Origin of the sequence: Paraburkholderia tuberum STM678, assembly GCF_902833905.1 — a bacterium.
Classification (GTDB): Bacteria; Pseudomonadota; Gammaproteobacteria; order Burkholderiales; family Burkholderiaceae; genus Paraburkholderia; species Paraburkholderia tuberum.
Map to the genome: position 1 here is coordinate 213,948 of NZ_CADFGP010000004.1, position 21,490 is coordinate 235,437.

Here is a 21,490-nt window from a genome sequence, read left to right on the forward strand (position 1 = left end):
CTCCAGAAACAACGATGTCAAAACGCCTTTTTCGAGTATATCGCGCGGCCAGTATCGCGCTTGCCGCAGCGGCACTCGTGGCCTGCAGCACTGCCTCGGCCGTCAAGCCCCTTCCGATCTCGCAACTCACGAACGACGACCAGATTTTCGTCCAGCTTCGCGAAGCCTCGCGTACTAACGACGCGGCGCGCGCAGCCCAGCTCGCGAGCATGATCCCGAATTATCCGGCGCCCTCGTATCTGGAGTACTTCCAGATCAAGCCGCAACTGTTCGATTCGACCGGCCATGCGCGCATCGACGCGCCGGACGCGCCCGTGCTCGCGTTCCTGCAGAAGTACGACGGCCAGGCGATCGCCGATCGCATGCGCAACGACTACCTGACGGTGCTCGGCACGCGTCACGACTGGCGCAACTTCGACCAGCAGTACGCGAAGTTCGTGCTCGACGACGACACTCAGGTCAAGTGCTACGCGCTCGAATCGCGCGCGTCGCGCGGCGAGAACGTCGCGGACGCGGCGCGCGCGCTGCTCGTCGAGCCGAAGTGGTACGGCGACGGCTGCGTCGATCTGATCACGGTGCTCGGCGTGAACCACCAGTTCAGCGCCGACGACATCTGGGCGCAAATTCGTCTCGCGTACGAGCAGAACTACACGAGCACCGGCAGCAAGCTCGTCGACGCGCTCGGCGACCAGCCGCCCGACCCGGTGCTGTTCGGCCAGGCGACCAATGCGCCGCCGCTATTGCTCGCGCGCGGCGTCGGACCGGATGCGCAATCGCATCAACTGGCGCTGCTCGCCATCACACGCATGGCGCGCAACGATCCGGCCATGGCCGCGGCCACGTTCGCGTCGGTCGCGCCGTCGCTGAATTCGCCGGAGCGCGCGATCGGCTGGGGCACGATCGGCTATCAGGGCGCGCTCAAGCAGATGCCTGGCGCGGTCGACTGGTTCCGGCTGTCGGCCAACGCGCCGCTGTCGAATCCCGCGTATGAATGGCGCACACGCAGCGCGCTACTCGCAGGCGACTGGAACATGGTGCGCTGGTCGATCGAGCAGATGCCCGAGTCGCTGCGCAAGCAACCGTCGTGGGTGTACTGGCACGCGCGCGCGCTGAAGCAGGCCGGCGACACGGCTACGGCCAGTCAGGAATTCCAGTCGATCGCGTCGAACTTCAACTTCTACGGCCAGCTCGCGCTCGAAGAGCTCGGCCAGAAGATCACCGTGCCGCCGAAAACCACCGTGACCGACGCCGAAGTGCAGCAAGCCGGCACCACGCCGGGCTTCGGTCTCGCGCAGCGCTTCTATGGGCTGAATCTGCGGCTCGAAGGCAATCGCGAATGGAACTGGCCGTTGCGCAACATGTCCGACCGGCAACTGCTCGCCGCCGCCGAGTACGCGCGCCGCATCGAGCTGTACGACCGCACCGTCAACACCGCGGACCGCACGAAGAGCGAGCACGATTTTTCGCTGCGCTATCTATCGCCGTTCCGCAACATCGTCGAGCAGGATGCGCAGTCGAGCGGGCTCGACGTCGAGTGGGCGTACGGGCTGATTCGCCAGGAGTCGCGCTTCATCATCAACGCGCGCTCTGAGGTCGGCGCGGGCGGACTGATGCAGCTGATGCCCGCCACCGCGCAACTGGTCGCGAAGAAGATCGGTCTGGGACCGGTGTCGCGCGAGCAGATGAACGACATCAACACCAACATCCTGCTCGGCACGAACTACCTGGCGATGATCTACAATCAGTTCGACGGGTCCGCCGTGCTGGCCACCGCTGGCTATAACGCAGGTCCGGGCCGTCCGCGCAACTGGCGGCAGTCGCTGCAGCGCCCGGTCGAAGGCGCGGTCTTCGCCGAGGCGATTCCGTTTCAGGAAACTCGCGACTACGTGAAAAATGTGTTGTCCAACACGGTCTACTACGCGGCATTGTTCGAAGGCCGTCCGCAATCGCTGAAGGCGCGCCTGGGTTACATCGCACCGTAAGCGCCTTGGCGCCGCAATCTCGCTTCGAGGTTGCGGCGCGCTTCGCCAGCCGTTGCCGCGGCTTCCATCAGGGAGTCGAAAAATGCGACATCAAGCCATCGCGGTCATCGGCGGTTCAGGGTTTATCGGCAGCTACCTCGTCAACGCGCTCGTCGAGACGGGCAAGGACGTGCGCGTCGCCACACGGCGACGCTACAACGCGCGACATCTGACCATGCTGCCGATCGACGTGCTCGAAACCGACGTGTTCGATCCGGTGCAACTCGCGCGCTTCGTCGAGGGCGCGGATTGCGTAATCAATCTGGTCGGTATCCTGAACGGCAAACGCGGCAAGCCCTATGGGCGGGAGTTCGCGCATGCGCACGTCGAGCTGCCGACGCGCATCGTCGCCGCCTGCGAAGGCAAGGGCGTGCATCGGCTGATTCATCTGAGCGCGCTAGGCGCCAATCCGAACGGCCCGAGCATGTATTCGCGCTCGAAGGCCGACGGCGAGAAAGCCGTGCATGCGGCCAACGTCGCGTGGACGATCTTCCGGCCGTCCGTCGTGTTCGGACCCGAGGACGCGTTTCTGAACAAGTTCGCGTTCCTGCAGCGCGTGTTTCCGGCCATTCCGCTCGCGATGCCGGACGCGCAGTTCCAACCGGTCTATGTCGGCGACGTCGCGAAGGCGATCGTCAACGTGCTCGATCTCGATGGCGCGAGCGGCCGCACCTACGAGCTCGGCGGTCCGACCGTCTACACGCTCGAAGACCTGGTTTCGTACTGCGGCGACGTGATCGGCAAGCATGCGCGCATCATCCGTCTGCCCGAGCCGCTCGCGCGCCTGCAGGCGTTGAGCTTCGAAATGGCGCCGGGCGAACCGGTGATTTCGCGCGACAATCTCGATTCGATGAAGGTTGCCAACATTCTGAGCGGGCCGCTCGCGCCCGAGCTCGGACTCGAACCGGTCAGCATCGAAGCGATCGTGCCGACGTACCTGACCGGTGCTGCCTCGGGTTCGCGACTCGACACGTTCCGCGCCAACGCCGGGCGCTGAAGCCTTTCCCTCTACCTGATAACAAGTATGAAACTGCTGATTGGTGACAAGAACTATTCGTCGTGGTCGATGCGTCCGTGGCTGCTGCTCACGCACTTCGGCATTCCGTTCGACGAGGAACTGATCCTGCTGTACGAAGCGGACACGAATGCGAAGATCCGCGCTCAGGCGCCGCGCGGACCGGGCAAGGTGCCGTGCCTGATCGACGACGCCGGGCAGGCCGTGTGGGATTCGCTGGCGATCGCCGAAACGCTCGCCGAGCGCTTCCCGCAACACGCGCTGTGGCCGCGAGACGCGGCGGCGCGCGCGCATGCGCGCAGCGTCAGCGCCGAGATGCATGCGGGGTTCGGCGAGTTGCGCTCGAAGATGTGGATGAACATCCGTGCGTCGTTCCCGGGCAAGAACGCGACGCCGGGCGCGCTCGCCGATATCGCGCGGATCGAGACGATCTGGCGCGACTGCCTCGAGACCTACGGCGGTCCGTTCCTGTTCGGCGAATTCGGCATTGCCGACGCGATGTTCGCGCCGGTCGCGATGCGCTTCAACACGTGGAAGCCGGCGTTGTCGGAGACCGCAGCCGCCTATGTCGAGCGGCTCACCGAGCTGCCCGCGGTCAATGCATGGATCGAAGCCTCGCGCCGCGAAACGCACGCGATCGCCTATCAAGACGAATGCCCATGAACATCTATGCGGTAGGTGGCGCGGTCCGCGACGAGCTGCTCGGCGTGCCGGTGCAGGACCGCGACTACGTGGTGGTGGGAGCGACACCCGAGCAGATGGTCGCGCAGGGCTATCGGCCGGTGGGCAAGGACTTTCCGGTATTCCTGCATCCGCAGACGCAGGAAGAGTACGCGCTCGCGCGCACCGAGCGCAAGACGGCGGCCGGCTATCACGGCTTCCAGTTTTTCTATGCGCCCGACGTGACGCTCGAAGAAGACCTCGCGCGCCGCGATCTGACGATCAACGCGATGGCGCGCGAGGTGCGCCCGGACGGCGAGCTGACCGGCCCCGTTATCGATCCGTTCAACGGCCAGGCTGACTTGCAGGCGCGGCTTTTTCGCCATGTCAGCGCCGCGTTCCTCGAAGACCCAGTGCGGATTCTGCGCATCGCGCGTTTCGCGGCGCGTTTCGTCGATTTCACGGTCGCGCCGGAAACGCTGGCGCTGATGCGCGAGATGGTCGCCGACGGCGAAGCCGATGCGCTGGTGGCCGAGCGCGTGTGGCAGGAGGTGTCGCGCGGGTTGATGGAGAAGAAGCCGTCGCGGATGTTCGGCGTGCTGCGCGACTGCGGCGCGCTCGCGCGGATTCTGCCGGAGATCGACGCGCTGTTCGGCGTGCCGCAGCGCGCCGACTATCACCCCGAGGTCGATACCGGTGTCCACGTGATGATGGTGCTGGACCATGCCGCGCAGCAGGGCTACGCGCTGCCGGTGCGCTTCGCGGCGCTGACGCACGACCTCGGCAAGGCGACCACGCCGGAGGACCTGCTGCCGCGGCACATCGGCCACGAGGGCCGCAGCGTCGATCTGCTGAAGCCGCTGTGCGAGCGGCTGCGCGTGCCGAACGAGTGCCGCGATCTGGCGGTGCTGGTCGCGCGCGAGCACGGCAATATTCATCGCGTGATGGAGATGGGGGCGGCGGCTCTGGTGCGCCTGCTCGAGCGCAGCGACGCGATCAGGAAGCCGGCGCGCTTCGCCGAGGCGCTGCAGGCCTGCGAGTCGGATGCACGCGGGCGGCTCGGCCTCGAGATGAGCGCGTACCCGCAGGCCGAGCGGCTGAGGCTTGCACTGGTGGCCGCGCGAGGCGTGGATGCAGGGGCAGTGGCGCAGCGGCTCGCCGATGCGCCGGCCGGCATCAAGGACGCCGTGCATGAGGAGCGCGTGCGTGCGGTAGAGGCTGCGCTGGCTTGAAGTCGCGCGGGCGTAAAGTAGCGCGCGACGGCGCCTACAACACCCGCGCCAACAGCGACAACAGCATCGACAGCACCAGCGTCGACATGAACGGAAACGGATACTCGCGGCCGAACAGCCGCAAGGTCACGTCGCCGGGCATCCGGCCGATGCCGAGCTTCCTCAGCCACGGCCAGCACGACGACAGCACCGCGACGGCAACGAAGGTAGTCAAAAGCCAGCGAATCATCGCGAGTCCTCGATCCAGAGCGGATTCACGATCACAGCGTATGCGAACGATCGCCGCTCGAAAAGGCGCGCAGCGTATCGTCGAGTCCGCGCGAAAACGCGATCACCTTGAAGAGCTCGCCCATCTCCGCCTCGGACAGCAGCTTCTGTACCGCGTTGGCGGCGGGAAGAAAGCGCGCGGCGTCGGCGGGATCGATTTCGCCGAGCACCTCGGTGACGCCCGCGTTCAGCAGGAAGCGCGCTTGCGATGTGAAGCCGAGCAGGTCCGCGCCGGTCTCGACGCCCGCCTCGGCGATGCCGGTGAATTCGACGTGCGCGGTGATGTCCTGCAGACCGGGGTACAGGAACGGGTCGCCGTGCGCGCGGTGCCGGTAGTGGCACATCAGCGTGCCCTGCGCGCGCTGGTCGTGGTAGTACTCGTGGCGCGGAAAACCGTAGTCGATCAGCAAGATCGCGCCGCGCGCGAGCATCGTGCAGATGGTGCGCGTGAAGGCGCGCGCGGCTTCGTGCGTTTCTGTCACGTAGTCGTCGCCGGCCGGTTCGCGGGTCGCATCGATTTCGGTCAGCAGCGCGAGGTCCGCGGCGGCCGCGACGGGCCGGTCGTCGAACGCGAAGGCGCCGTCGCGCCACACCACGCCGCGCTCGCGCCAGACACCGCCGTTTTGCGCGAAGAGCCGCACCGGCATCGCATCGAGCACCTCGTTGCCGATCACCACGCCTTCGAAGCGCTGCGGCAACGCGTCGAGCCAGCGCACTTTCGCGAGCAGCGCGGGCGCGGCCGCCGCGATCGTTTCGCGCTGCCGCTCGCGCAGCTCACCCGATAGATCGATGATCGAATAGCTGTCGAACCCGGCGCCGAGCGTGTCGAGCGCATTGAGCAAGCCCGCGGCGAGCTTGCCGGTGCCGGCGCCGAACTCCATCACATCGCGCGTGCCACTCGCCTCCAACGCTTCGGCGAGCGGGCGCGCGAGCGTCGCGGCGAACAGCGGCGACAATTCCGGCGCGGTGACGAAGTCGCTGCCGTCGTCGGCGCGCAGGCCGAATTTACGCGCACCGCCGCTGTAGTAGCCGAGACCCGGCGCGTACAACGCGCGCTCCATGTAGCGGTCGAACGGCAGCCAGCCGCCGGCCGCGTCGAGCTGCGCGCGGATCTCGGCGACGAGCGCGTCGGACTGCGCGAGCGCGCTCGGGCCGGGAGCAGGTAAACTATCGGGTTGGTGAGCTTTGGGATTCATCCCCGCATTGTAAATGACCGTTTCTCCGGACATCGCTGCCCGCGCGGCTGAACTGCCGCCCGAAACGCCCCGCGTCGTGCTGATTACGGGCGCCGCGCGCCGCATCGGGCGCGCGCTCGCCCTCGGCTTCGCCGCGCGCGGCTGGGACGTGGCCGTGCACTACGGTGCCTCGCGTGAGGACGCCGACGAAGTGGTCGCGCAGATCGTCGCGCTCGGCCGCCGCGCGGTCGCGCTGCACGCCGAGCTCGGCGACGAGGCGCAGGTCGCCCGGTTGCTGCCGGACTGCGCCGCTGCGCTCGGGCGGCCGTCGTGCATCGTCAATAACGCGTCGCGCTTCGAGGAAGACACGGCGCGCGACGTCGGCTACGAGCTGCTGCTGAAGCTGACCGCGACGAACGTCGGCGCGCCGCTCGTGCTCGCGCGCATGCTTTACGACGCGACGCCCGATGCGGCGTTGCGCGACGAAAGCCAGCGCGGCGTCGTCATCAATGTGCTGGATCAGAAGCTGTACAACATGAACCCGGACTATCTGTCGTACACGCTGTCGAAGGCGGCGCTGCAGACCGCGACGGTCGCGCTCGCTCAGGCGCTCGCGCCGAAGCTCCGGGTGGTCGGGCTCGCGCCCGGGCTGACCATGCAATCGGGCGACCAGACCCAGCACGGGTTCGAGGCCGCTCACCGTATGACGCCTCTTGGCCGTGCGTCGCGGCCCGAGGATATCGTCGCCGCCGCGCTGTATCTCGCGGATGCAGCCGGCGTGACCGGAACGACGCTGGTGGTCGACGGCGGGCAGCATCTCGTGCCGCTGCCGCGCGACGTGATGTTTTTGACGGGCGCCTGACACGTGCGCGTGGCCGGCCTTCGAGGCGGTCATCGCGTGTGGCGAAGCGCCCCTTTGCGTGCCCCGCACGCTTTTTTGGACTGGAACGAACATGTTTGCCGCTCTTTCGCACCCCCGGCTCGCCGATTGCCGCCGGCTTTTTCTGCGCAATTACGAAGTGCACATCAATATCGGCGTGCACGACTTCGAAAAGCGCGGCGAGCAGCGCGTCGTGATCAACGTCGAACTGTTCGTGCCGCTCGCGATGTCCACGCCGGTGCACGACAAGCTCACCGAAGTCGTCGACTACGACTTCATGCGCTCGACGATCGCGAGGCGCGTCTCGCAAGGCCATATTCATCTGCAGGAAACGCTGTGCGACGACCTCGTGCGCGCGATGCTCGAACATCCGCAGGTGCGCGGCGCGCGCGTGTCGACCGAAAAGCCGGACGTGTATCCGGACTGCGATGCGGTCGGCGTCGAAGTCTTCCGCATCAAGGAGGACTGAGCGATGAACGCACCGGAAATCCTGACCGCAGACAACGAAGCCGCTGACGCCACCGCGGCACCGAGCGCCGCCCGCGCCCCGAAATCGCCGCTCACGCGCCGCGAGCAGAAGGAAGCGTACGAGAACAACAAGCTCTTCAAGCGTCTCGCGCGCCAGGTCGGCCAGGCGATCGGCGACTACAACATGATCGAGGACGGCGACAAGGTGATGGTGTGCCTGTCGGGCGGCAAGGACAGTTACGCGATGCTCGAGATCCTGATGCGGCTGCGCGAGCGCGCGCCGATCAATTTCGACATCGTCGCGGTAAACCTCGACCAGAAGCAGCCGGGCTTCCCCGAGCACGTGCTGCCCGAGTATCTGACCCAACTCGACATCCCGTTTCACATCGAGAATCAGGACACCTACAGCATCGTCAAGCGGCTCGTGCCGGAGGGCAAGACCACCTGTTCGCTGTGCTCGCGGCTGCGGCGCGGCATCCTGTATCGCGTCGCCGGCGAGCTCGGCGCGACCAAGATCGCGCTCGGCCATCATCGCGACGACATCCTGCAAACGCTGCTGCTGAACCTGTTCTACGGCGGCAAGTTGAAGGGCATGCCGCCCAAGCTGCAATCGGACGACGGCAAGAACATCGTGATCCGGCCGCTCGCCTACGTGAAGGAAACCGATCTGGAGAAGTACGCCGAGCTGCGTGAATTCCCGATCATTCCGTGCAATCTGTGCGGTAGCCAACCAAACCTTAAGCGCGCGGAAATGAAGGCGCTGGTCCGCGACTGGGAAAAGCGTTTCCCGGGCCGCATCGAGAACATGTTCAATGCGTTGTCGAACGTGGTGCCGTCGCATCTGATGGATCACCAGCTGTTTGCGTTCGCGGGGCTGCGCGCGAGCGGCGAAGCCGACCCGCAAGGTGACATCGCGTTCGACGAAGAACCATGCTCGAGCGGCGACGAAGGTGCGCCGCTCACCAGTGCGAAGACCATTTCGCTGGTCCAGTTCGACGACCTGTAACGAGCGAAAAGTGCCTGTTCCGGCGGCATTCCGGCGCTTTTCCGCTGGCTTGCAAGCCCTGCCGAGGCCGCGTCTGCGGCCTTTTTTGCAGGTGCAGCATGATAGAATCGTCCGCTCCAAACTCGTCTATTTGCCGACGCCATGAACATCGTCATTTTGGCGGCAGGTACCGGCAAGCGCATGCGGTCCGCGCTTCCCAAGGTGCTCCATCCTCTGGCCGGCCGGCCGCTCCTCGCTCATGTCATCGACACCGCCCGCGCGCTGAAGCCCGCCCGCCTGATCGTCGTGATCGGCCACGGCGCCGAAGCCGTGCGCGAAGCCGTCGCGGCGCCCGATATCCAGTTCGCGGTGCAGGAGCAACAGCTCGGCACCGGCCACGCGGTGCAGCAGGCGCTGCCGCTGCTCGATCCATCGTTGCCCACGCTGGTGCTTTATGGCGACGTGCCGCTCACGCGTGCCCAGACGCTGCGCGCACTGACCGGGCGTGCCGGCCAGGACGGCTACGGCGTGCTCACCGTCACGCTCGACGACCCGACCGGTTACGGTCGCATCGTGCGCGATCAGCACGGCAACGTGCAACGCATCGTCGAGCAGAAGGACGCGAGTCCCGAGCAGCTGAAGATCGCCGAAATCAACACCGGCATCATCGTCGCGCCGACCGCGCGCCTTGCCGGCTGGCTCGCGGCGCTCAAAAACGACAACGCGCAAGGCGAGTTCTATCTGACCGACGCGGTCGAAATGGCGATCGAAGCCGGCCTCGAAGTCGTCACCACGCAGCCCGACGACGAGTGGGAAACGCTCGGCGTCAACAGCAAGCAGCAGCTCGCCGAGCTCGAGCGGATTCATCAGCGCAATGTCGCCGACGCACTACTCGTCGCGGGCGTGACGCTCGCCGACCCGGCGCGCGTCGACGTGCGCGGCACGCTCGAATGCGGCCGCGACGTGTCGATCGACGTCAACTGCGTGTTCGAAGGCCGTGTGACGCTGGCCGACAACGTCAGCATCGGGCCGAACTGCGTGATTCGCAACGCGAGTATCGGCGCCGGTACGCGTGTCGATGCGTTCACGCACATCGAAGGCGCGCAAGTCGGCGCGAAGGCCGTTGTCGGTCCATATGCGCGCTTGCGCACAGGCGCGGCGCTGCAAGACGAGTCTCATGTAGGGAACTTCGTCGAGATCAAGAACGCGGTGCTCGGTCATGGCTCGAAGGCCAACCACCTCACCTACCTCGGCGATGCGGATGTCGGCGCGCGCGTGAATATCGGCGCGGGCACGATCACCTGCAACTACGACGGCGCCAACAAATTCCGCACCGTGATCGAGGACGACGTGTTCGTCGGCTCGGACACGCAACTGGTCGCACCGGTGCGCGTGCAGCGCGGCGCGACGATCGCGGCCGGCACCACGGTGTGGAAGGACGTCGCCGCCGACGCGCTGGTGTTGAACGATAAAACCCAGACGAGCAAGACGGGCTACGTGCGCCCTGTCAAAAAGAAAAGCTGATCGATACGGCGTGCCCACGAGGCGCGCTCACTGAATCCGGCACTGAAAAGGAATACACCATGTGCGGCATTGTCGGCGCGGTTGCGCAACGTAATATCGTTCCCGTCCTGATCGAAGGACTGCGACGCCTCGAATATCGCGGCTACGATTCGTGCGGCGTCGCCGTGCTCGGCGCTCGCGGGCCGAGCCGCGCGCGCAGCGTCGCGCGCGTGGCCGACCTCGAAGGCCAGGTGCGCGACGGTCGCCTCGAAGGCGTGACGGGCATCGCGCATACACGCTGGGCCACGCATGGCGCACCGGTCACCGACAACGCGCACCCGATCTTCTCGCGGGATGCGCTGGCGTTGGTACACAACGGCATCATCGAAAACTACGAGGCCTTGCGCGAAATGCTGCGCGGCAAGGGTTACGAGTTCGTCTCGCAGACCGACACCGAGGTTATCGCGCACCTGGTCCATAGCCTGTATCGCGGCGACCTGTTCGCCGCGGTGCGCGAGGCGATCGCGCAACTGCACGGCGCGTATGCGATCGCGGTGCTGCACGAGGATCAGCCGCATACGGTGGTCGGCGCGCGTCAGGGCTCGCCGCTCGTGGTCGGGCTCGGGGACGGCGAAAACTTCCTCGCATCGGACGCGCTCGCGCTCGCAGGCAGCACCGAGCGCTTCATCTTCCTCGAGGAAGGCGACGTCTGCGAACTGTCGCTCGATGGCGTGCGCATCGCCGATCGCCAGGGCGAGGCCGCGCAACGCGAGGTGCGCCAGGTCGCCGCCTATGGCGGCGCGGTCGAACTCGGCCCGTATCGCCACTTCATGCAGAAGGAAATCTTCGAGCAGCCGCGCGCGATCACCGACACGATTCCGCAGGCCGACGCGTTCGATGCGTCGATCTTCGGCGAAGGCGCGCGCCAGGTGTTCGCGGACATCGACAGCCTGCTGATTCTCGCGTGCGGCACCAGCTACTACTCGGGGCTCACCGCCAAGTACTGGCTCGAATCGCTCGCGAAGATTCCGACTCAGGTCGAGATCGCGAGCGAGTATCGCTATCGCGAGTCGGTGCCGAATCCGAAGTCGCTGGTGGTGGTGATTTCGCAGTCGGGCGAAACCGCCGACACGCTCGCGGCGCTCAAGCACGCGCAGGAGCTCGGCCACAAGCACACGCTCGCGATCTGCAACGTCGGCACGAGCGCGATGGTGCGGCAGACCGAGTTGTCGTTCCTCACGCACGCGGGCCGCGAGATCGGCGTCGCGTCGACCAAGGCATTCACGACGCAGCTGGTTGCGCTGTTCACGCTGGCGGCAACGCTCGCGAAGCTGCGCGGACGTTTGAACGACGAGCAGGAAGCGAGTTATCTGAAGCAGTTGCGCCACCTGCCGGCGGCGCTCAACAGCGTGCTCGCGCTGGAGCCGCAGATCATCGCGTGGTCGGAGGAGTTTTCGCGCAAGGAACATGCGTTGTTCCTCGGCCGCGGCATGCACTATCCGATCGCGCTCGAAGGCGCGCTGAAGCTCAAGGAGATTTCGTATATCCACGCCGAGGCGTATCCGGCTGGCGAGCTGAAGCACGGGCCGCTGGCGCTCGTGACCGAAGCGATGCCGGTGGTGACGGTCGCGCCGAACGACGCGCTGCTCGAAAAGCTGAAGTCGAACATCCAGGAAGTGCGCGCGCGCGGCGGCGAGCTTTATGTGTTCGCCGATGCCGATACGAAGATCGTCAACGGCGAAGGGCTGCATGTGATCCGGATGCCAGAGCACTATGGCTTGCTGTCGCCGATCCTGCACGTCGTGCCGCTGCAGTTGCTCGCGTATCACACCGCTTGTGCGCGTGGCACGGATGTGGATAAGCCGCGGAACCTGGCGAAGTCGGTGACGGTGGAGTGACGAAGACGTAGCGGCAAACCGGGCCGCAAGCTCACGCAATCAGCCGCACTGCCGTGCGGTCCGGCGGACGAAACACCATCGGCATCTGTCTTGCCACGATGCCTCGACGTGACGACGCCACATCGACTACCCTCTGTCGACATCCCACGTGGCCTCGTCATCATGAAGACCTCATCTCCCAACACGCTAACCGAAAAGCTGAAGTCACGCGTCGTGCTGATCGCGCTGTTCGTCGGTTCGATGTGGGCGGTGTTCTTTCTGTCGGTTGCGTTGCCGTTCCTGCATCTGAACGAGCACGGCGTCGTGCCGCGTTCGCTCGACGGCTTGCAGGGCATCCTGTTCGCGCCGTGGCTGCATGCGAGCGTCGGACACATCGCCGCCAACACGAGCGGGCTCGTCGTACTCGGCTGGCTGTGTACGTGGCCGAACATCGCCGGCTTCTGGCGCGCGACCATCGGCGCGATGCTCGGCGCCGGTCTTTGCGCGTGGCTATTCGGCGCGCCGTATTCGGTGCATATCGGCGCGAGCGGGCTGGTGTTCGGCTATGCGGGTCACCTGGTTGCGCGTGGTTACTACACGCGCAATCTCGTGTCGATCCTCGTGGCCCTGGTCGTCGTCAGCAGCTACGGTCTGAGCCTGCTGTTCGGCGTACTGCCGATCTATCCGGATGTGTCGTGGCAGAGCCATGTCGGCGGCGTGCTCGGTGGGGTGCTCGCCGCGCGTGCGGGGGCCGGCGCGGCAAACCGGGTACGCGTGCGCTGACCCACCCGCATTTTTTCGCGTATCGGCATATCGCCGGGTGATCGACGAATCCTATAACTCCGGCCGCGCCAGATCGCTCGCGACGATGTGTTCGCCATACACCTGCGCGGCCGCGAGCGCTTCGAGTCGGCTCGCGTGTGGGCCCAGTTCGGGTGCGCCATCGAATGGAAACAGCACGCGGCCGTCGGTCGTGCGCACCACTTTCAATACGCCGAAGAAGCGCCGGTAGCCGGCCATTTTCGCGCTCGCCGAAATCTCGAAGTCGTCCTCCGACGTGCCGGGGACGCTGGGAATAAACGCGGTCTTGCTCATAGCTGAAAACATCGGTTGTTCGTTGAGGCGGCATGCAACGATGCGCGCGGCCGACGCGCATTGTCTCAAATCGGCGCGAAGCGTGAATCGAGTCGGCAACCCGCTGGTTCGCCAATGGTTTTATCGGTGAACTAACGTCAACTTTCACGGCAATGTCATAGGCGCTCCATAAAGTCTGCCCGCAAATAAAACCGCATTCCCGACAGGGCAACAAAGAGACAGCAACAGAGGGCCACGAACATGTCACACCGCATTGGGCTACGCGCACTCATCATGGCCGCTTGCGCGGCTTTAATCGCTTTGATCGTGGCCGCCTGCGGCTCGTCTTCTTCGTCCGGTGGGCTGCAACTGACCGGACAGCAGCAGATTCGCCACGTCTTCGTGATCACGCTCGAAAACGAAAACTACGCGACCACATTCGGCGCCAACACCAAAGCGCCGTATCTCGCGCAAACACTGGCATCGCAAGGCGCGCTCGTGCAGCAGTACTACGGCACGGGCCACGTGAGTCTCGACAACTACATCTCGATGATCAGCGGCCAGTCGCCGACCAACGAGACCGACAACGACTGCATGACCTATCAGGACTTCAAGCTGACCGGCATGACGTCCGATGGCCAGGCGATCGGCTCGGGCTGTGTGTATCCGGCGAGCGTGAAGACGTTGCCGGACCAACTGAAGGCAGCGGGCTATACGTGGAAGGGCTATGAAGGCGACATGGGCAACGATCCGTCGCGCGAAGCGGCCACCTGCGGCCATCCGACGCTGAACACGACGGACCTCACGCAGTCGGCCGAAGCGCCGAGCGCGGCCGTGCCGCTCGGCGACCAGTATGCGACGCGCCACAATCCGTTCATGTACTTCCACTCGATCATCGATTCGCCGGACTGCGGACAGCACGTCGTCAATCTGAATAACCTGCAGAACGATCTGCAATCGGTCTCGACCACGGCGAACTTCAACCTGATCACGCCGAACCTGTGCGACGACGGCCACGACGCACCTTGCGTGAACGGCCAGCCGGGCGGCCTGACGAGCGCGAACACGTTCCTGCAGAAGTGGGTGCCGATCATCACCGCATCGCCGGCGTTCCAGAAGGATGGCCTGCTGATCATCAACTTCGACGAAAGCAGCTACGCGACGGTCACGCAGTCCGCGTCGGGCGAGGATCTGATATTTGCCGGCACGACCTGCTGTAGCCAGCAACCCGGGCCGAACCTGCCGTCGTTCCCGGAGACTTCGTCGCTCGCCTATAACGGCATCACGATCAACCTGACCAAGTCGAGCTACGGCGGCGACCAGACCGGCGCTGTGATGATCTCGAAGTTCATCAAGCCGGGTACGGTGTCCACGGTGCCGTACAACCACTATTCGATGCTGAAGAGCATCGAGGACATCTTCCAGCTCGACCACCTTGGTTATGCGGGACAGGCCGGTCTGGTGGGGTTCGGCAGCGACATCTTCACGAACCTGTAAAAGACTCGATGCTGTCTTCTGTCATACGATTCACGGCGCGCGCGAGCGCGCGTCGGATAGCGCTCGCCGCCCTGATGGGCGGCGCGTTACTGGGGGGCGCCGGTGCGGCGCCCGCTGTTGCGTCGAATGCGACACCGACATCCGCCGATGCGAAGCCCGTCTATAGCGACGCCGCCGCGCTCGGCAAACTGATGTTCTTCGATCCGGCGCTGTCGGCCTCGGGCAAGATGTCGTGCGCGAGCTGCCACAGTCCCGAGCACGCGTACGGGCCGCCCAACGGTCTCGCCGCGCAACTGGGCGGCACGGACTTGCATCAGCAGGGCACACGCGCGGTGCCGAGCCTGCGCTACGTGCTGAACCGTACGCCGATCTGGACGCATGCGCAGGCGGCGAGCCTGTCCGAGCGGCTCAGCGAAACGGACAACGCGCCGGTCGGCGGCTTCGGCTGGGACGGGCGCTTCAACTATCTGCACGATCAGGCGAACTTCCCGCTGTTCAATCCGAACGAGATGGCCAACAAGGATCCGGCCGCATTGCTCGCGAAGATGCAGCGCGCGCCATACGCTGCGCGCTTCAAGGAAGTATTCGGCCAGAACATTTTTGCCGATCCGACCAAGGCGTTCACCCAGGCGATGTACGCGATCGAGCGCTTCGAGCTCGAAGACCCGAGTTTTCATCCGTACACGAGCAAGTTCGACTACTACCTGGACGGGAAAGTGCAACTAACTGCACAAGAGTTTCGCGGCAAAAAACTGTTCGACGACCCCGCCGGCGGCAATTGCGCATCCTGTCATATCGACCAGTCGGGCGTGAACGGCGCTCATCCGCTTTTCACCGACTTCAACTTTCAGGCGCTTGGCGTGCCGCGCAACGCTGAACTGAAGGTCAACGCCGATCCGAAGTATTTCGACATGGGCCTGTGCGGACCATTGCGTACGGATCAGAGCGACAAGCTGAACTGCGGACTGTTCAAGTCGGTATCGCTGCGCAATACCGCGACGCGCCACGTGTTTTTTCACAACGGTCGCTTCCACACGCTGAAAGAGGCGTTGCGTTTCTACGTGCAACGCGATACGAACCCGGACAAGTGGTATCCAAGGGATGCGCACGGCAAAGTCGACAAGTTCAACGATCTGCCGGTCGCACTGCGCGTGAACGTCGATACGACCGACGAGCCGCTGACGCGCAAAACGGGCGAGCGTCCGGTCTGGTCCGAGCGTGATATCGACGACGTCGCCGCGTTCCTCGCGACGCTGAGCGACGGCTATGACCTGAAGTCAAAAGCGGTCAAATGAACGCACCGGAAAGCGGGACGAGTTCCGCTCACCCTTGATTTAAAAGACAAAAATTGCCGAGGAAAGGCGCCGCCCGACGCCGCGGCGCTATAATGCGCGGATCTTTGCTTCCTCCGACGTCCACTATGAGCCGGTTACTTTGCCTGATCGTGCTTTCGCTCGGCCTCGCGCAAACCGCGGCGGCCGACGAAAACACCGACCGAATATCGGCGTACCTGACGCAGAAGTTCGGTGTGGGCAAAGAAAAGGCTCAAAAGATCTCCGACGCGGTGCAATCCGCCGCCAACAAATACTCCCTTCCTCCGGCGCTGCTGCTCGCCATCATCTCGATCGAATCCCGCTTCAAGGAAAAAGCCCGCGGCGCCAATGGCGCGACGGGGCTGATGCAGGTCGTGCCGCAGGCGCACCGCGGCCTGCTGCGCAACGTGAAGGATCTGACCGAGCCGGGTGCGAACATCGAAGCGGGCTCGGCGATTCTGTACGGCTACATGCGCTCGGCGAACGGCGATCTGAATACCGCGCTCAAGAGCTATGGCGGCTCGAAGGCCTATGCGCAAAAGGTGAATCTGCGCGTGGAGGATTTCGCGGCGGTTGCGACACCCGCTGACGGCGCTTCCGGGGCCGCTGGGCGGGCCGCGTCGTGCGAGGCGGATCGTTGCGCCAGCGCGAACCCGTGGGCCGACGCGTTCAGCGTGCCGGCGGCGCTCATTGCATCCGCGGCACCCGCCGCGAGCGGGGCAGCCGGGGCATCGTCGGCCGCGACCTCTGGGTCGACTTCGGCCGCGACGGTGGGCTCGGCGCGCACGACGTCAAACTAGGCACGCGCGCGATTTCTTTCGCATTTTCGCCCGCGTGCACTGCGAGGGCGCGGCAGCGTGCTTCAAGTTGACGTGGTGTTACCCGCTGCAATCGGGTCCGGGCTGTACCTTGCACGCTTTTTACGCACGTGACGCTACCCGCTCTACAATGCATTTCCATTCGCGCTCACGAGGCGCTTCTCGCAACTGATCATGCAGAACCCCTTTTCCCGCACCACCACCGCCGCGGCCCTGTTCGGGCTGGTCGCGCTCACGGCATGCAGCAGCACGCCGCAACCCGAATTCACTCAGGAACTATTCGAAACCGGCGCAAGCCCGTACGCGCGCAATTTCAATTCGAGTACGGGCGATAGCTGCGAAGCCGCGCGCCGCGCATTGCTGAGCCAAGGCTATCTGACGACGATGTCGCGTCCCGATACCGTCGACGGCACGAAGAATTTTCAGCCGACCGGCGATTCGCACGTGGTCGTCGAATTTCACGTCGTGTGCACGCCCGGCGAAGAGGCGGCCGATACCAGCATCGTGTACGTGAACGCGGTGCAGAACGGCTTCGCATTGAAGAAGAGCGATACGTCGGCGAGCGTCGGGCTCAGCGTGCTCGGTTCGCTGTCGTTGCCGATTCGCTCGAATAGCGACGCGATGGTGAAGATCTCGAGCGAGACGATTCCGTCGGGCAAGTTCTATGACCGCTTTTTCGGTCTCGTCGATCATTACTTGCAGACGGTCGTGCGCACGCAGCCGGTGACGAGCAGCCCGATCGAGACGCGGACGCTGCCGATGCCGGTAGCAGAGCCGCTTCAACTGACGATCCCTGAGCCGGTGCCCGAGCCGGTAGCGGCGACCACCTCCGCTGCAGTTCGAGCGACGCCGACCGTGCCGGTTCAGACGACCTCACCAGCGCTCGCTCAACCGACGACCGACAAGCCTGTCGCCGTGACACCACCAGCTGCGGCTCAGGCGGTCGAGTCAGCGCCCGCGCCAGTGCAGTTAACCGCACCCGCACCGGTTCCGTTGACGACACCGTCGACATCCTCGCCGGTCCAACCCGCCGACCCGATTGGCCAGGCTGCAGCGATCGAACCCGCGAGCGGCACGGCGCCTCTGGTGCCGTGACAGCGGCGCAGCGGCTTTCGCATCGAGGCTGATCAAGGTCCGATCAGCCTCTGATTCAGGCGCGCAGCGATATTCACCTTATGGTGTTTACTTGATACGTATACATACGTAGTAGTAGTTAACAAGGGTCAACCGATTCTGTGGATAAGTCGCAAATGTCGCGCCGCTTCAACATCATGCGAAACCTATAACCCTGCGGAATACGTCGGTAGAAAAACTACATAACTGGGATAAGTTCGAACACCGTTAGCCGACCCTGATCTTTATCAAGATTTCGCGCACAGGCTGTTCGTCGCGCTATCCCGAAGTTATTCAGAGGTCGCTGTGGATAACAAGTCTCCGACCGACACTTCCCGTTGCTCCCGCATCGACGCTTCGCGCGACGCGAAGCGCTCGCCAACGCACAGATTTCCGCCCACCGAACGCGCACATTGATAACGCGGCACGAAGATTGCGCGCCTTCTTATTGCAAGCGCGACTGTTGCTATTTAGTCAAAATCATTTGCCCAACGAACAATCCGGCATAGAGTTAAAGTGCTTTGTGAGGTTTCTGGTGCAGTGCGGGGGATGTATGAGACGCAGATCAGCACGACAGCTAGTCCGTCTTCTGTCGGACCTTCGACATGCGGCCCATTGCAGCTCGTTGCGTGCGGTCGCGACGAGTCGGATGATGGCGCTGGCAGCCGCCGAGGCCGCCGAGAACGGCGACGCCGCTCGCGACGACGACAGTCCCGAGTCCACGCGCGATGCGCAGCGCGACAAGCTGTTCCGGAGCAGATCATGAGAGCCGCGAGCGAACAGTCGTTGCGGTTTCTGGTCGAGAAGTGGCTTTCGCCATCGCCGGCCGAGCCGGTTCGCGTGACGGAGTTCAGCCGCACACGCGCGGGCGGGCGGCGCTATGTGCGGGTGGAGACGTCGCCGGAACAGGGCGGGCGGGGTCTGTTCTTCTTTCGCCACGACGACGGCTGCTGGTGCGTGTTTCCGCCAACCGCCGATACGCCTAGCCTATTCGCTCATCCGCGCGCGGCATAGTTGGGCGAAGGGGCAAGACGCCTGTCGGCGCGCATCGCGCACCGAGCGTTGGCGTCGAATCGTTTTAAAACGCTGTAAATCACATCACCTGCGGCGCACGCTGCCGGGCGCGTTTCCAGCCCGGCAGTATCTGACACACGATCAATCCCGCGAGCATCAGCGCGCAGCCGAACAACGCACGAGTCGTCAGCGTTTCGCCGAGGACGAGCCAGCCCGCAAACGCCGCGAACACGCCTTCCATGCTGAAAATCACCGCCGCATGCGAGGGCGCCGCGTAGCGCTGCGCGACCACCTGGATCGTATACGCGACGCCCACCGATAACGCACCGCCGTACGCGATCGTCGGCGCGGCCCGCGCAATTACCGCGGCGCTAACGGGTTCAATGGCAAGGCCGATCGACAGGCACACGAGCCCGCAGGTCACGAACTGCGCGAGTGCGAGCATCAGCGTGTCGTGGCGCGCCGCGAAGCGGCCGACCAGCATCATCTGCGCGGAAATCACCAGCGCCCCGGCGAGCTGATACCAGTCGCCGTACAGCATCGAAAAGTGCTCGTCGACGCTCAGGAAGTACATGCCCGCGGCCGCCAGTAGCGCGCCAAGCCACGTACGGAGGCCAGTCCGGTGGCGAAACAGCACGCCGAGCAGCGGCACGATCACCACATACAGCGAACTGATGAAGCCCGCGTTCGCGATCTTCGTGTACTGCAGGCCGATCTGCTGCAGCGAGATCGACACGGCCAGCACGACGCCGAGCAGCCCGCCCGCGCCAAGCAGTTCGCGGGCTCCGCCGGGCGCGCGCTTCGTCAGCTCGGCGAGCGCCGCGCGGCGCACGCAGACGATCATCGTCAGCACGACGAGCGCGCCGAGCAGAAAGCGCAAGCCGGTAAACAGGAACGGGCCGATCGTATCGAGGCTCAGTCGCTGTGCGACGAACGCGGAGCCCCAGATCATCGCGGCGATCAGCATCAGCACGTTCGCGCGCAGGTGTTGGCGGGTATCGGGATGCAAGATTTCTTATGGTTTGTCTTGGGATCGCGCTGGGAAGCCGCGCAGGCGCGCCACGCGGTGCTCAGCCGGTAAGGAATCGCTCACATGATACGCGGGCGTCGCGCGCCGGGCAGGCAAAGCCCGCGAGTCGCGCGATAATCGCGCAACGGCCGTGCGGTCGCCGGCCTGCGGATCGCGGTGATCAAGCGACTTGCGGACCGGACCGCGATCCCCCGCTCCTTCCACGAGCAAACGACATGGACGACAAGGACTGGATCGCGGGCGCCGCGAAGGCGCTCGCGATCATCGAAGCATTCGACGAAGAGCACGCGCGCATGACGCCAACGATGGTCGCCGCGCGCGCCCGCCTGTCGCGCACGGCTGCGCGCCGCTATTTGCTGACGCTGCGCGAGCTCGGCTACGTCGACACAGACGGCAAGCTGTTCTGGCTCGCGCCGCGCGTGCTGCGGCTCGGCCAGTCTTACCTCGATTCGGCGCGGCTGCCGCGCACGGTGCAGCCGTTCCTGCAACGGATCACCGCGACCGTGCAGGAAACCGCGCTGGTCGCGATCCTCGACGAACACGACGTCGTCTACGTCGCGCGCAACGGCGTGAATCGGGCGATGGCGGTCGGCTTCGTGACCGGCTCGCGCGCGCCGGCGCCGTTGTCGTCGGCGGGGCTCGTGCTGCTCGCGTTCCAGCCGCCCGACAGCATCGACCCGTGGCTCGCGTCGTATCCGATCAAGGTTTTCACGCCGTACACCTATTCGACCGTCGAACGGCTCAGAGAAGTGCTTGGCGAAATCCGCCGCAACGGCTACGTGGTCACCGACCAGCAGCTCGAGATCGGTGTGCGCGGCGTCGCGGTCCCGCTGCGCGACCGGCACGGTACGGTGGTCGCGGCGATCAGCGTCAGCATGCCGATCGGCGAGGAGTCGGCGAACGCCGCGCTGCACCGCGTTTTGCCGGCGCTGCAGGAGACCGCGAGCCTGCTGCGGAACCTGGTTTGAGCGCCGCGAAGCGGTCGGCGAGGCGCGCGGGCGGCGGCTTCACGGGGACCTGATAGGGTCCTTGGTGCGCCTTGCAGGTAGATGAAAGCAGACTGAAAGCAGGCTGTCTCCCGGAAAATACATATCGAGTTTTGCGCATGACAAACCGCCTACGCCTGGGTAATACTCTCCCGCGGGGAGCACAAGGCACCTCGAAGTCCAGCCGCTCTACCGTGCAGCTGTATTCATTCACATTGACTCAGTCGTCTGGTTTGGGGATCAACACATGAAAAAAGTTATCGTCTCGCTCGCAGCCGCTTCGATCGCACTCGTTTCCGTTCAGGCTTTCGCGCAGGCATCGGAGGCCGCTGCTATGGAAGCAGCAAGCGCACCGAAGAAGCACCACGTCAAGCAGTTGAAGACCCACGGCAAGAAGGCACACGTTTCCGCCGCAGCTTCGGCAGCAGGCACGAACGACAAGGGCGTGCAGAACTAAGCCAACGCGCGCTCGTTGGGCGCGACATAGCGCTGCGCCGCACCGGTTGCCGGTCGGTGCAGCCGGTGGCGGCAGATGCGTTGCCAGCAAAAAGGCCAGAGCTCG

General features: G+C 64.8%; 21 protein-coding genes. 17 read left to right on the forward strand and 4 right to left on the reverse strand.

Features of this window, described 5'->3' with window-relative positions:
- Positions 1–14: 14 nt before the first annotated feature.
- The 4 genes from HWY30_RS04965 to HWY30_RS04980 all read left to right on the forward strand — a co-directional run bounded on the left by HWY30_RS04965 (position 15) and on the right by HWY30_RS04980 (position 4,928).
- Positions 15–1,982 carry a lytic transglycosylase domain-containing protein gene (locus HWY30_RS04965; protein ID WP_090802581.1) on the forward strand — a complete coding sequence of 656 codons (1,968 nt, stop codon included), beginning with the start codon at positions 15–17 and terminating at the stop codon, positions 1,980–1,982.
- An 82-nt stretch (positions 1,983–2,064) separates the two neighbouring features.
- On the forward strand, positions 2,065–3,018 hold the full coding sequence (locus tag HWY30_RS04970) for a complex I NDUFA9 subunit family protein (protein WP_090802583.1): 954 nt from the start codon (positions 2,065–2,067) through the stop codon (positions 3,016–3,018).
- Positions 3,019–3,045: 27 nt separating this feature from the next.
- Positions 3,046–3,699, forward strand: coding sequence for a glutathione S-transferase family protein (locus HWY30_RS04975; RefSeq protein WP_090802585.1), 654 nt, complete (start codon positions 3,046–3,048; stop codon positions 3,697–3,699).
- Entirely contained in the window at positions 3,696–4,928 is a 1,233-nt protein-coding gene (locus HWY30_RS04980; protein ID WP_090802586.1) for a multifunctional CCA addition/repair protein, read from the forward strand. The genes HWY30_RS04975 and HWY30_RS04980 overlap by 4 nt, the downstream gene beginning before the upstream one ends.
- Positions 4,929–4,962: 34 nt before the next feature.
- Here the strand turns inward: HWY30_RS04980 and HWY30_RS04985 are convergent, their stop codons facing one another.
- Entirely contained in the window at positions 4,963–5,157 is a 195-nt protein-coding gene (locus HWY30_RS04985; RefSeq protein WP_018418711.1) for a DUF2905 domain-containing protein, read from the reverse strand.
- Between the two features lie 31 nt (positions 5,158–5,188).
- Positions 5,189–6,391 carry a class I SAM-dependent methyltransferase gene (locus tag HWY30_RS04990; RefSeq protein WP_090805533.1) on the reverse strand — a complete coding sequence of 401 codons (1,203 nt, stop codon included), beginning with the start codon at positions 6,389–6,391 and terminating at the stop codon, positions 5,189–5,191.
- Positions 6,392–6,404: 13 nt separating this feature from the next.
- Between HWY30_RS04990 and HWY30_RS04995 the strand changes: the two genes are divergently transcribed.
- The 6 genes from HWY30_RS04995 (at position 6,405) to HWY30_RS05020 (ending at position 12,866) form a co-directional block, all read left to right on the forward strand.
- The gene (locus tag HWY30_RS04995; RefSeq protein WP_090802588.1) at positions 6,405–7,232 is read left to right on the forward strand and encodes an SDR family oxidoreductase; all 828 of its coding nucleotides are present in this window, start codon (positions 6,405–6,407) and stop codon (positions 7,230–7,232) included.
- 91 nt (positions 7,233–7,323) lie between these two features.
- Positions 7,324–7,719: a dihydroneopterin aldolase gene (locus tag HWY30_RS05000; protein WP_090802589.1), complete on the forward strand. Its 396-nt coding sequence runs from the start codon at positions 7,324–7,326 to the stop codon at positions 7,717–7,719.
- Positions 7,720–7,722: 3 nt separating this feature from the next.
- A complete protein-coding gene (ttcA, locus tag HWY30_RS05005) occupies positions 7,723–8,724 on the forward strand; it encodes a tRNA 2-thiocytidine(32) synthetase TtcA (RefSeq protein ID WP_090802590.1) in 1,002 nt (333 codons plus the stop codon).
- Positions 8,725–8,865: 141 nt separating this feature from the next.
- Positions 8,866–10,227, forward strand: coding sequence for a bifunctional UDP-N-acetylglucosamine diphosphorylase/glucosamine-1-phosphate N-acetyltransferase GlmU (glmU, locus tag HWY30_RS05010; protein WP_090802592.1), 1,362 nt, complete (start codon positions 8,866–8,868; stop codon positions 10,225–10,227).
- A 59-nt stretch (positions 10,228–10,286) separates the two neighbouring features.
- Positions 10,287–12,104, forward strand: coding sequence for a glutamine--fructose-6-phosphate transaminase (isomerizing) (gene glmS / locus HWY30_RS05015; RefSeq protein ID WP_090802594.1), 1,818 nt, complete (start codon positions 10,287–10,289; stop codon positions 12,102–12,104).
- A 162-nt stretch (positions 12,105–12,266) separates the two neighbouring features.
- Positions 12,267–12,866, forward strand: a complete 600-nt coding sequence (locus HWY30_RS05020; protein ID WP_090802595.1) for a rhomboid family intramembrane serine protease — start codon at positions 12,267–12,269, stop codon at positions 12,864–12,866.
- A gap of 51 nt (positions 12,867–12,917) precedes the next feature.
- Here the strand turns inward: HWY30_RS05020 and HWY30_RS05025 are convergent, their stop codons facing one another.
- Complete coding sequence (locus HWY30_RS05025) at positions 12,918–13,178, reverse strand: DUF6723 family protein (RefSeq protein WP_090805534.1); 261 nt, start codon at positions 13,176–13,178, stop codon at positions 12,918–12,920.
- A gap of 240 nt (positions 13,179–13,418) precedes the next feature.
- Between HWY30_RS05025 and HWY30_RS05030 the strand changes: the two genes are divergently transcribed.
- The 5 genes from HWY30_RS05030 to HWY30_RS05050 all read left to right on the forward strand — a co-directional run bounded on the left by HWY30_RS05030 (position 13,419) and on the right by HWY30_RS05050 (position 18,912).
- Positions 13,419–14,654: an alkaline phosphatase family protein gene (locus tag HWY30_RS05030; protein ID WP_090802597.1), complete on the forward strand. Its 1,236-nt coding sequence runs from the start codon at positions 13,419–13,421 to the stop codon at positions 14,652–14,654.
- 8 nt (positions 14,655–14,662) lie between these two features.
- Complete coding sequence (locus HWY30_RS05035) at positions 14,663–15,949, forward strand: cytochrome-c peroxidase (RefSeq protein WP_279613268.1); 1,287 nt, start codon at positions 14,663–14,665, stop codon at positions 15,947–15,949.
- 125 nt (positions 15,950–16,074) lie between these two features.
- Positions 16,075–16,767 (forward strand): lytic transglycosylase domain-containing protein, encoded by a 693-nt coding sequence (locus HWY30_RS05040; protein ID WP_090802598.1) that lies wholly within the window; start codon positions 16,075–16,077, stop codon positions 16,765–16,767.
- 192 nt (positions 16,768–16,959) lie between these two features.
- Positions 16,960–17,880, forward strand: coding sequence for a DUF2242 domain-containing protein (locus HWY30_RS05045; protein WP_090802600.1), 921 nt, complete (start codon positions 16,960–16,962; stop codon positions 17,878–17,880).
- A 780-nt stretch (positions 17,881–18,660) separates the two neighbouring features.
- On the forward strand, positions 18,661–18,912 hold the full coding sequence (locus HWY30_RS05050) for a hypothetical protein (protein ID WP_090802601.1): 252 nt from the start codon (positions 18,661–18,663) through the stop codon (positions 18,910–18,912).
- Positions 18,913–18,991: 79 nt separating this feature from the next.
- Here HWY30_RS05050 and HWY30_RS05055 read toward each other — a convergent pair whose 3' ends face one another.
- Positions 18,992–19,921 carry a DMT family transporter gene (locus HWY30_RS05055; RefSeq protein ID WP_090802603.1) on the reverse strand — a complete coding sequence of 310 codons (930 nt, stop codon included), beginning with the start codon at positions 19,919–19,921 and terminating at the stop codon, positions 18,992–18,994.
- 236 nt (positions 19,922–20,157) lie between these two features.
- Between HWY30_RS05055 and HWY30_RS05060 the strand changes: the two genes are divergently transcribed.
- Both HWY30_RS05060 and HWY30_RS05065 read left to right on the forward strand, forming a co-directional pair.
- Positions 20,158–20,910 carry an IclR family transcriptional regulator domain-containing protein gene (locus HWY30_RS05060; protein ID WP_090802604.1) on the forward strand — a complete coding sequence of 251 codons (753 nt, stop codon included), beginning with the start codon at positions 20,158–20,160 and terminating at the stop codon, positions 20,908–20,910.
- A gap of 265 nt (positions 20,911–21,175) precedes the next feature.
- Positions 21,176–21,385 (forward strand): hypothetical protein, encoded by a 210-nt coding sequence (locus HWY30_RS05065; protein WP_090802606.1) that lies wholly within the window; start codon positions 21,176–21,178, stop codon positions 21,383–21,385.
- The last annotated feature ends 105 nt before the right edge of the window (positions 21,386–21,490 follow it).

Bases quoted from the DNA above. Each gene is read 5' to 3' on its own strand.
- HWY30_RS04965 (WP_090802581.1), top strand. From the start codon at position 15: ATGTCAAAACGCCTTTTTCGAGTATATCGCGCGGCCAGTATCGCGCTT.
- HWY30_RS05065 (WP_090802606.1), top strand. From the start codon at position 21,176: ATGAAAAAAGTTATCGTCTCGCTCGCAGCCGCTTCGATCGCACTCGTT.
- HWY30_RS05030 (WP_090802597.1), top strand. From the start codon at position 13,419: ATGTCACACCGCATTGGGCTACGCGCACTCATCATGGCCGCTTGCGCG.
- HWY30_RS04990 (WP_090805533.1), bottom strand. From the start codon at position 6,391: ATGAATCCCAAAGCTCACCAACCCGATAGTTTACCTGCTCCCGGCCCG.
- glmU (WP_090802592.1), top strand. From the start codon at position 8,866: ATGAACATCGTCATTTTGGCGGCAGGTACCGGCAAGCGCATGCGGTCC.
- HWY30_RS04975 (WP_090802585.1), top strand. From the start codon at position 3,046: ATGAAACTGCTGATTGGTGACAAGAACTATTCGTCGTGGTCGATGCGT.
- HWY30_RS05040 (WP_090802598.1), top strand. From the start codon at position 16,075: ATGAGCCGGTTACTTTGCCTGATCGTGCTTTCGCTCGGCCTCGCGCAA.
- HWY30_RS05035 (WP_279613268.1), top strand. From the start codon at position 14,663: ATGCTGTCTTCTGTCATACGATTCACGGCGCGCGCGAGCGCGCGTCGG.
- HWY30_RS04970 (WP_090802583.1), top strand. From the start codon at position 2,065: ATGCGACATCAAGCCATCGCGGTCATCGGCGGTTCAGGGTTTATCGGC.
- HWY30_RS05020 (WP_090802595.1), top strand. From the start codon at position 12,267: ATGAAGACCTCATCTCCCAACACGCTAACCGAAAAGCTGAAGTCACGC.
- HWY30_RS05025 (WP_090805534.1), bottom strand. From the start codon at position 13,178: ATGAGCAAGACCGCGTTTATTCCCAGCGTCCCCGGCACGTCGGAGGAC.
- HWY30_RS04985 (WP_018418711.1), bottom strand. From the start codon at position 5,157: ATGATTCGCTGGCTTTTGACTACCTTCGTTGCCGTCGCGGTGCTGTCG.
- HWY30_RS05050 (WP_090802601.1), top strand. From the start codon at position 18,661: ATGAGAGCCGCGAGCGAACAGTCGTTGCGGTTTCTGGTCGAGAAGTGG.
- HWY30_RS05045 (WP_090802600.1), top strand. From the start codon at position 16,960: ATGCAGAACCCCTTTTCCCGCACCACCACCGCCGCGGCCCTGTTCGGG.
- glmS (WP_090802594.1), top strand. From the start codon at position 10,287: ATGTGCGGCATTGTCGGCGCGGTTGCGCAACGTAATATCGTTCCCGTC.
- HWY30_RS04995 (WP_090802588.1), top strand. From the start codon at position 6,405: ATGACCGTTTCTCCGGACATCGCTGCCCGCGCGGCTGAACTGCCGCCC.
- HWY30_RS05060 (WP_090802604.1), top strand. From the start codon at position 20,158: ATGGACGACAAGGACTGGATCGCGGGCGCCGCGAAGGCGCTCGCGATC.
- ttcA (WP_090802590.1), top strand. From the start codon at position 7,723: ATGAACGCACCGGAAATCCTGACCGCAGACAACGAAGCCGCTGACGCC.
- HWY30_RS04980 (WP_090802586.1), top strand. From the start codon at position 3,696: ATGAACATCTATGCGGTAGGTGGCGCGGTCCGCGACGAGCTGCTCGGC.
- HWY30_RS05000 (WP_090802589.1), top strand. From the start codon at position 7,324: ATGTTTGCCGCTCTTTCGCACCCCCGGCTCGCCGATTGCCGCCGGCTT.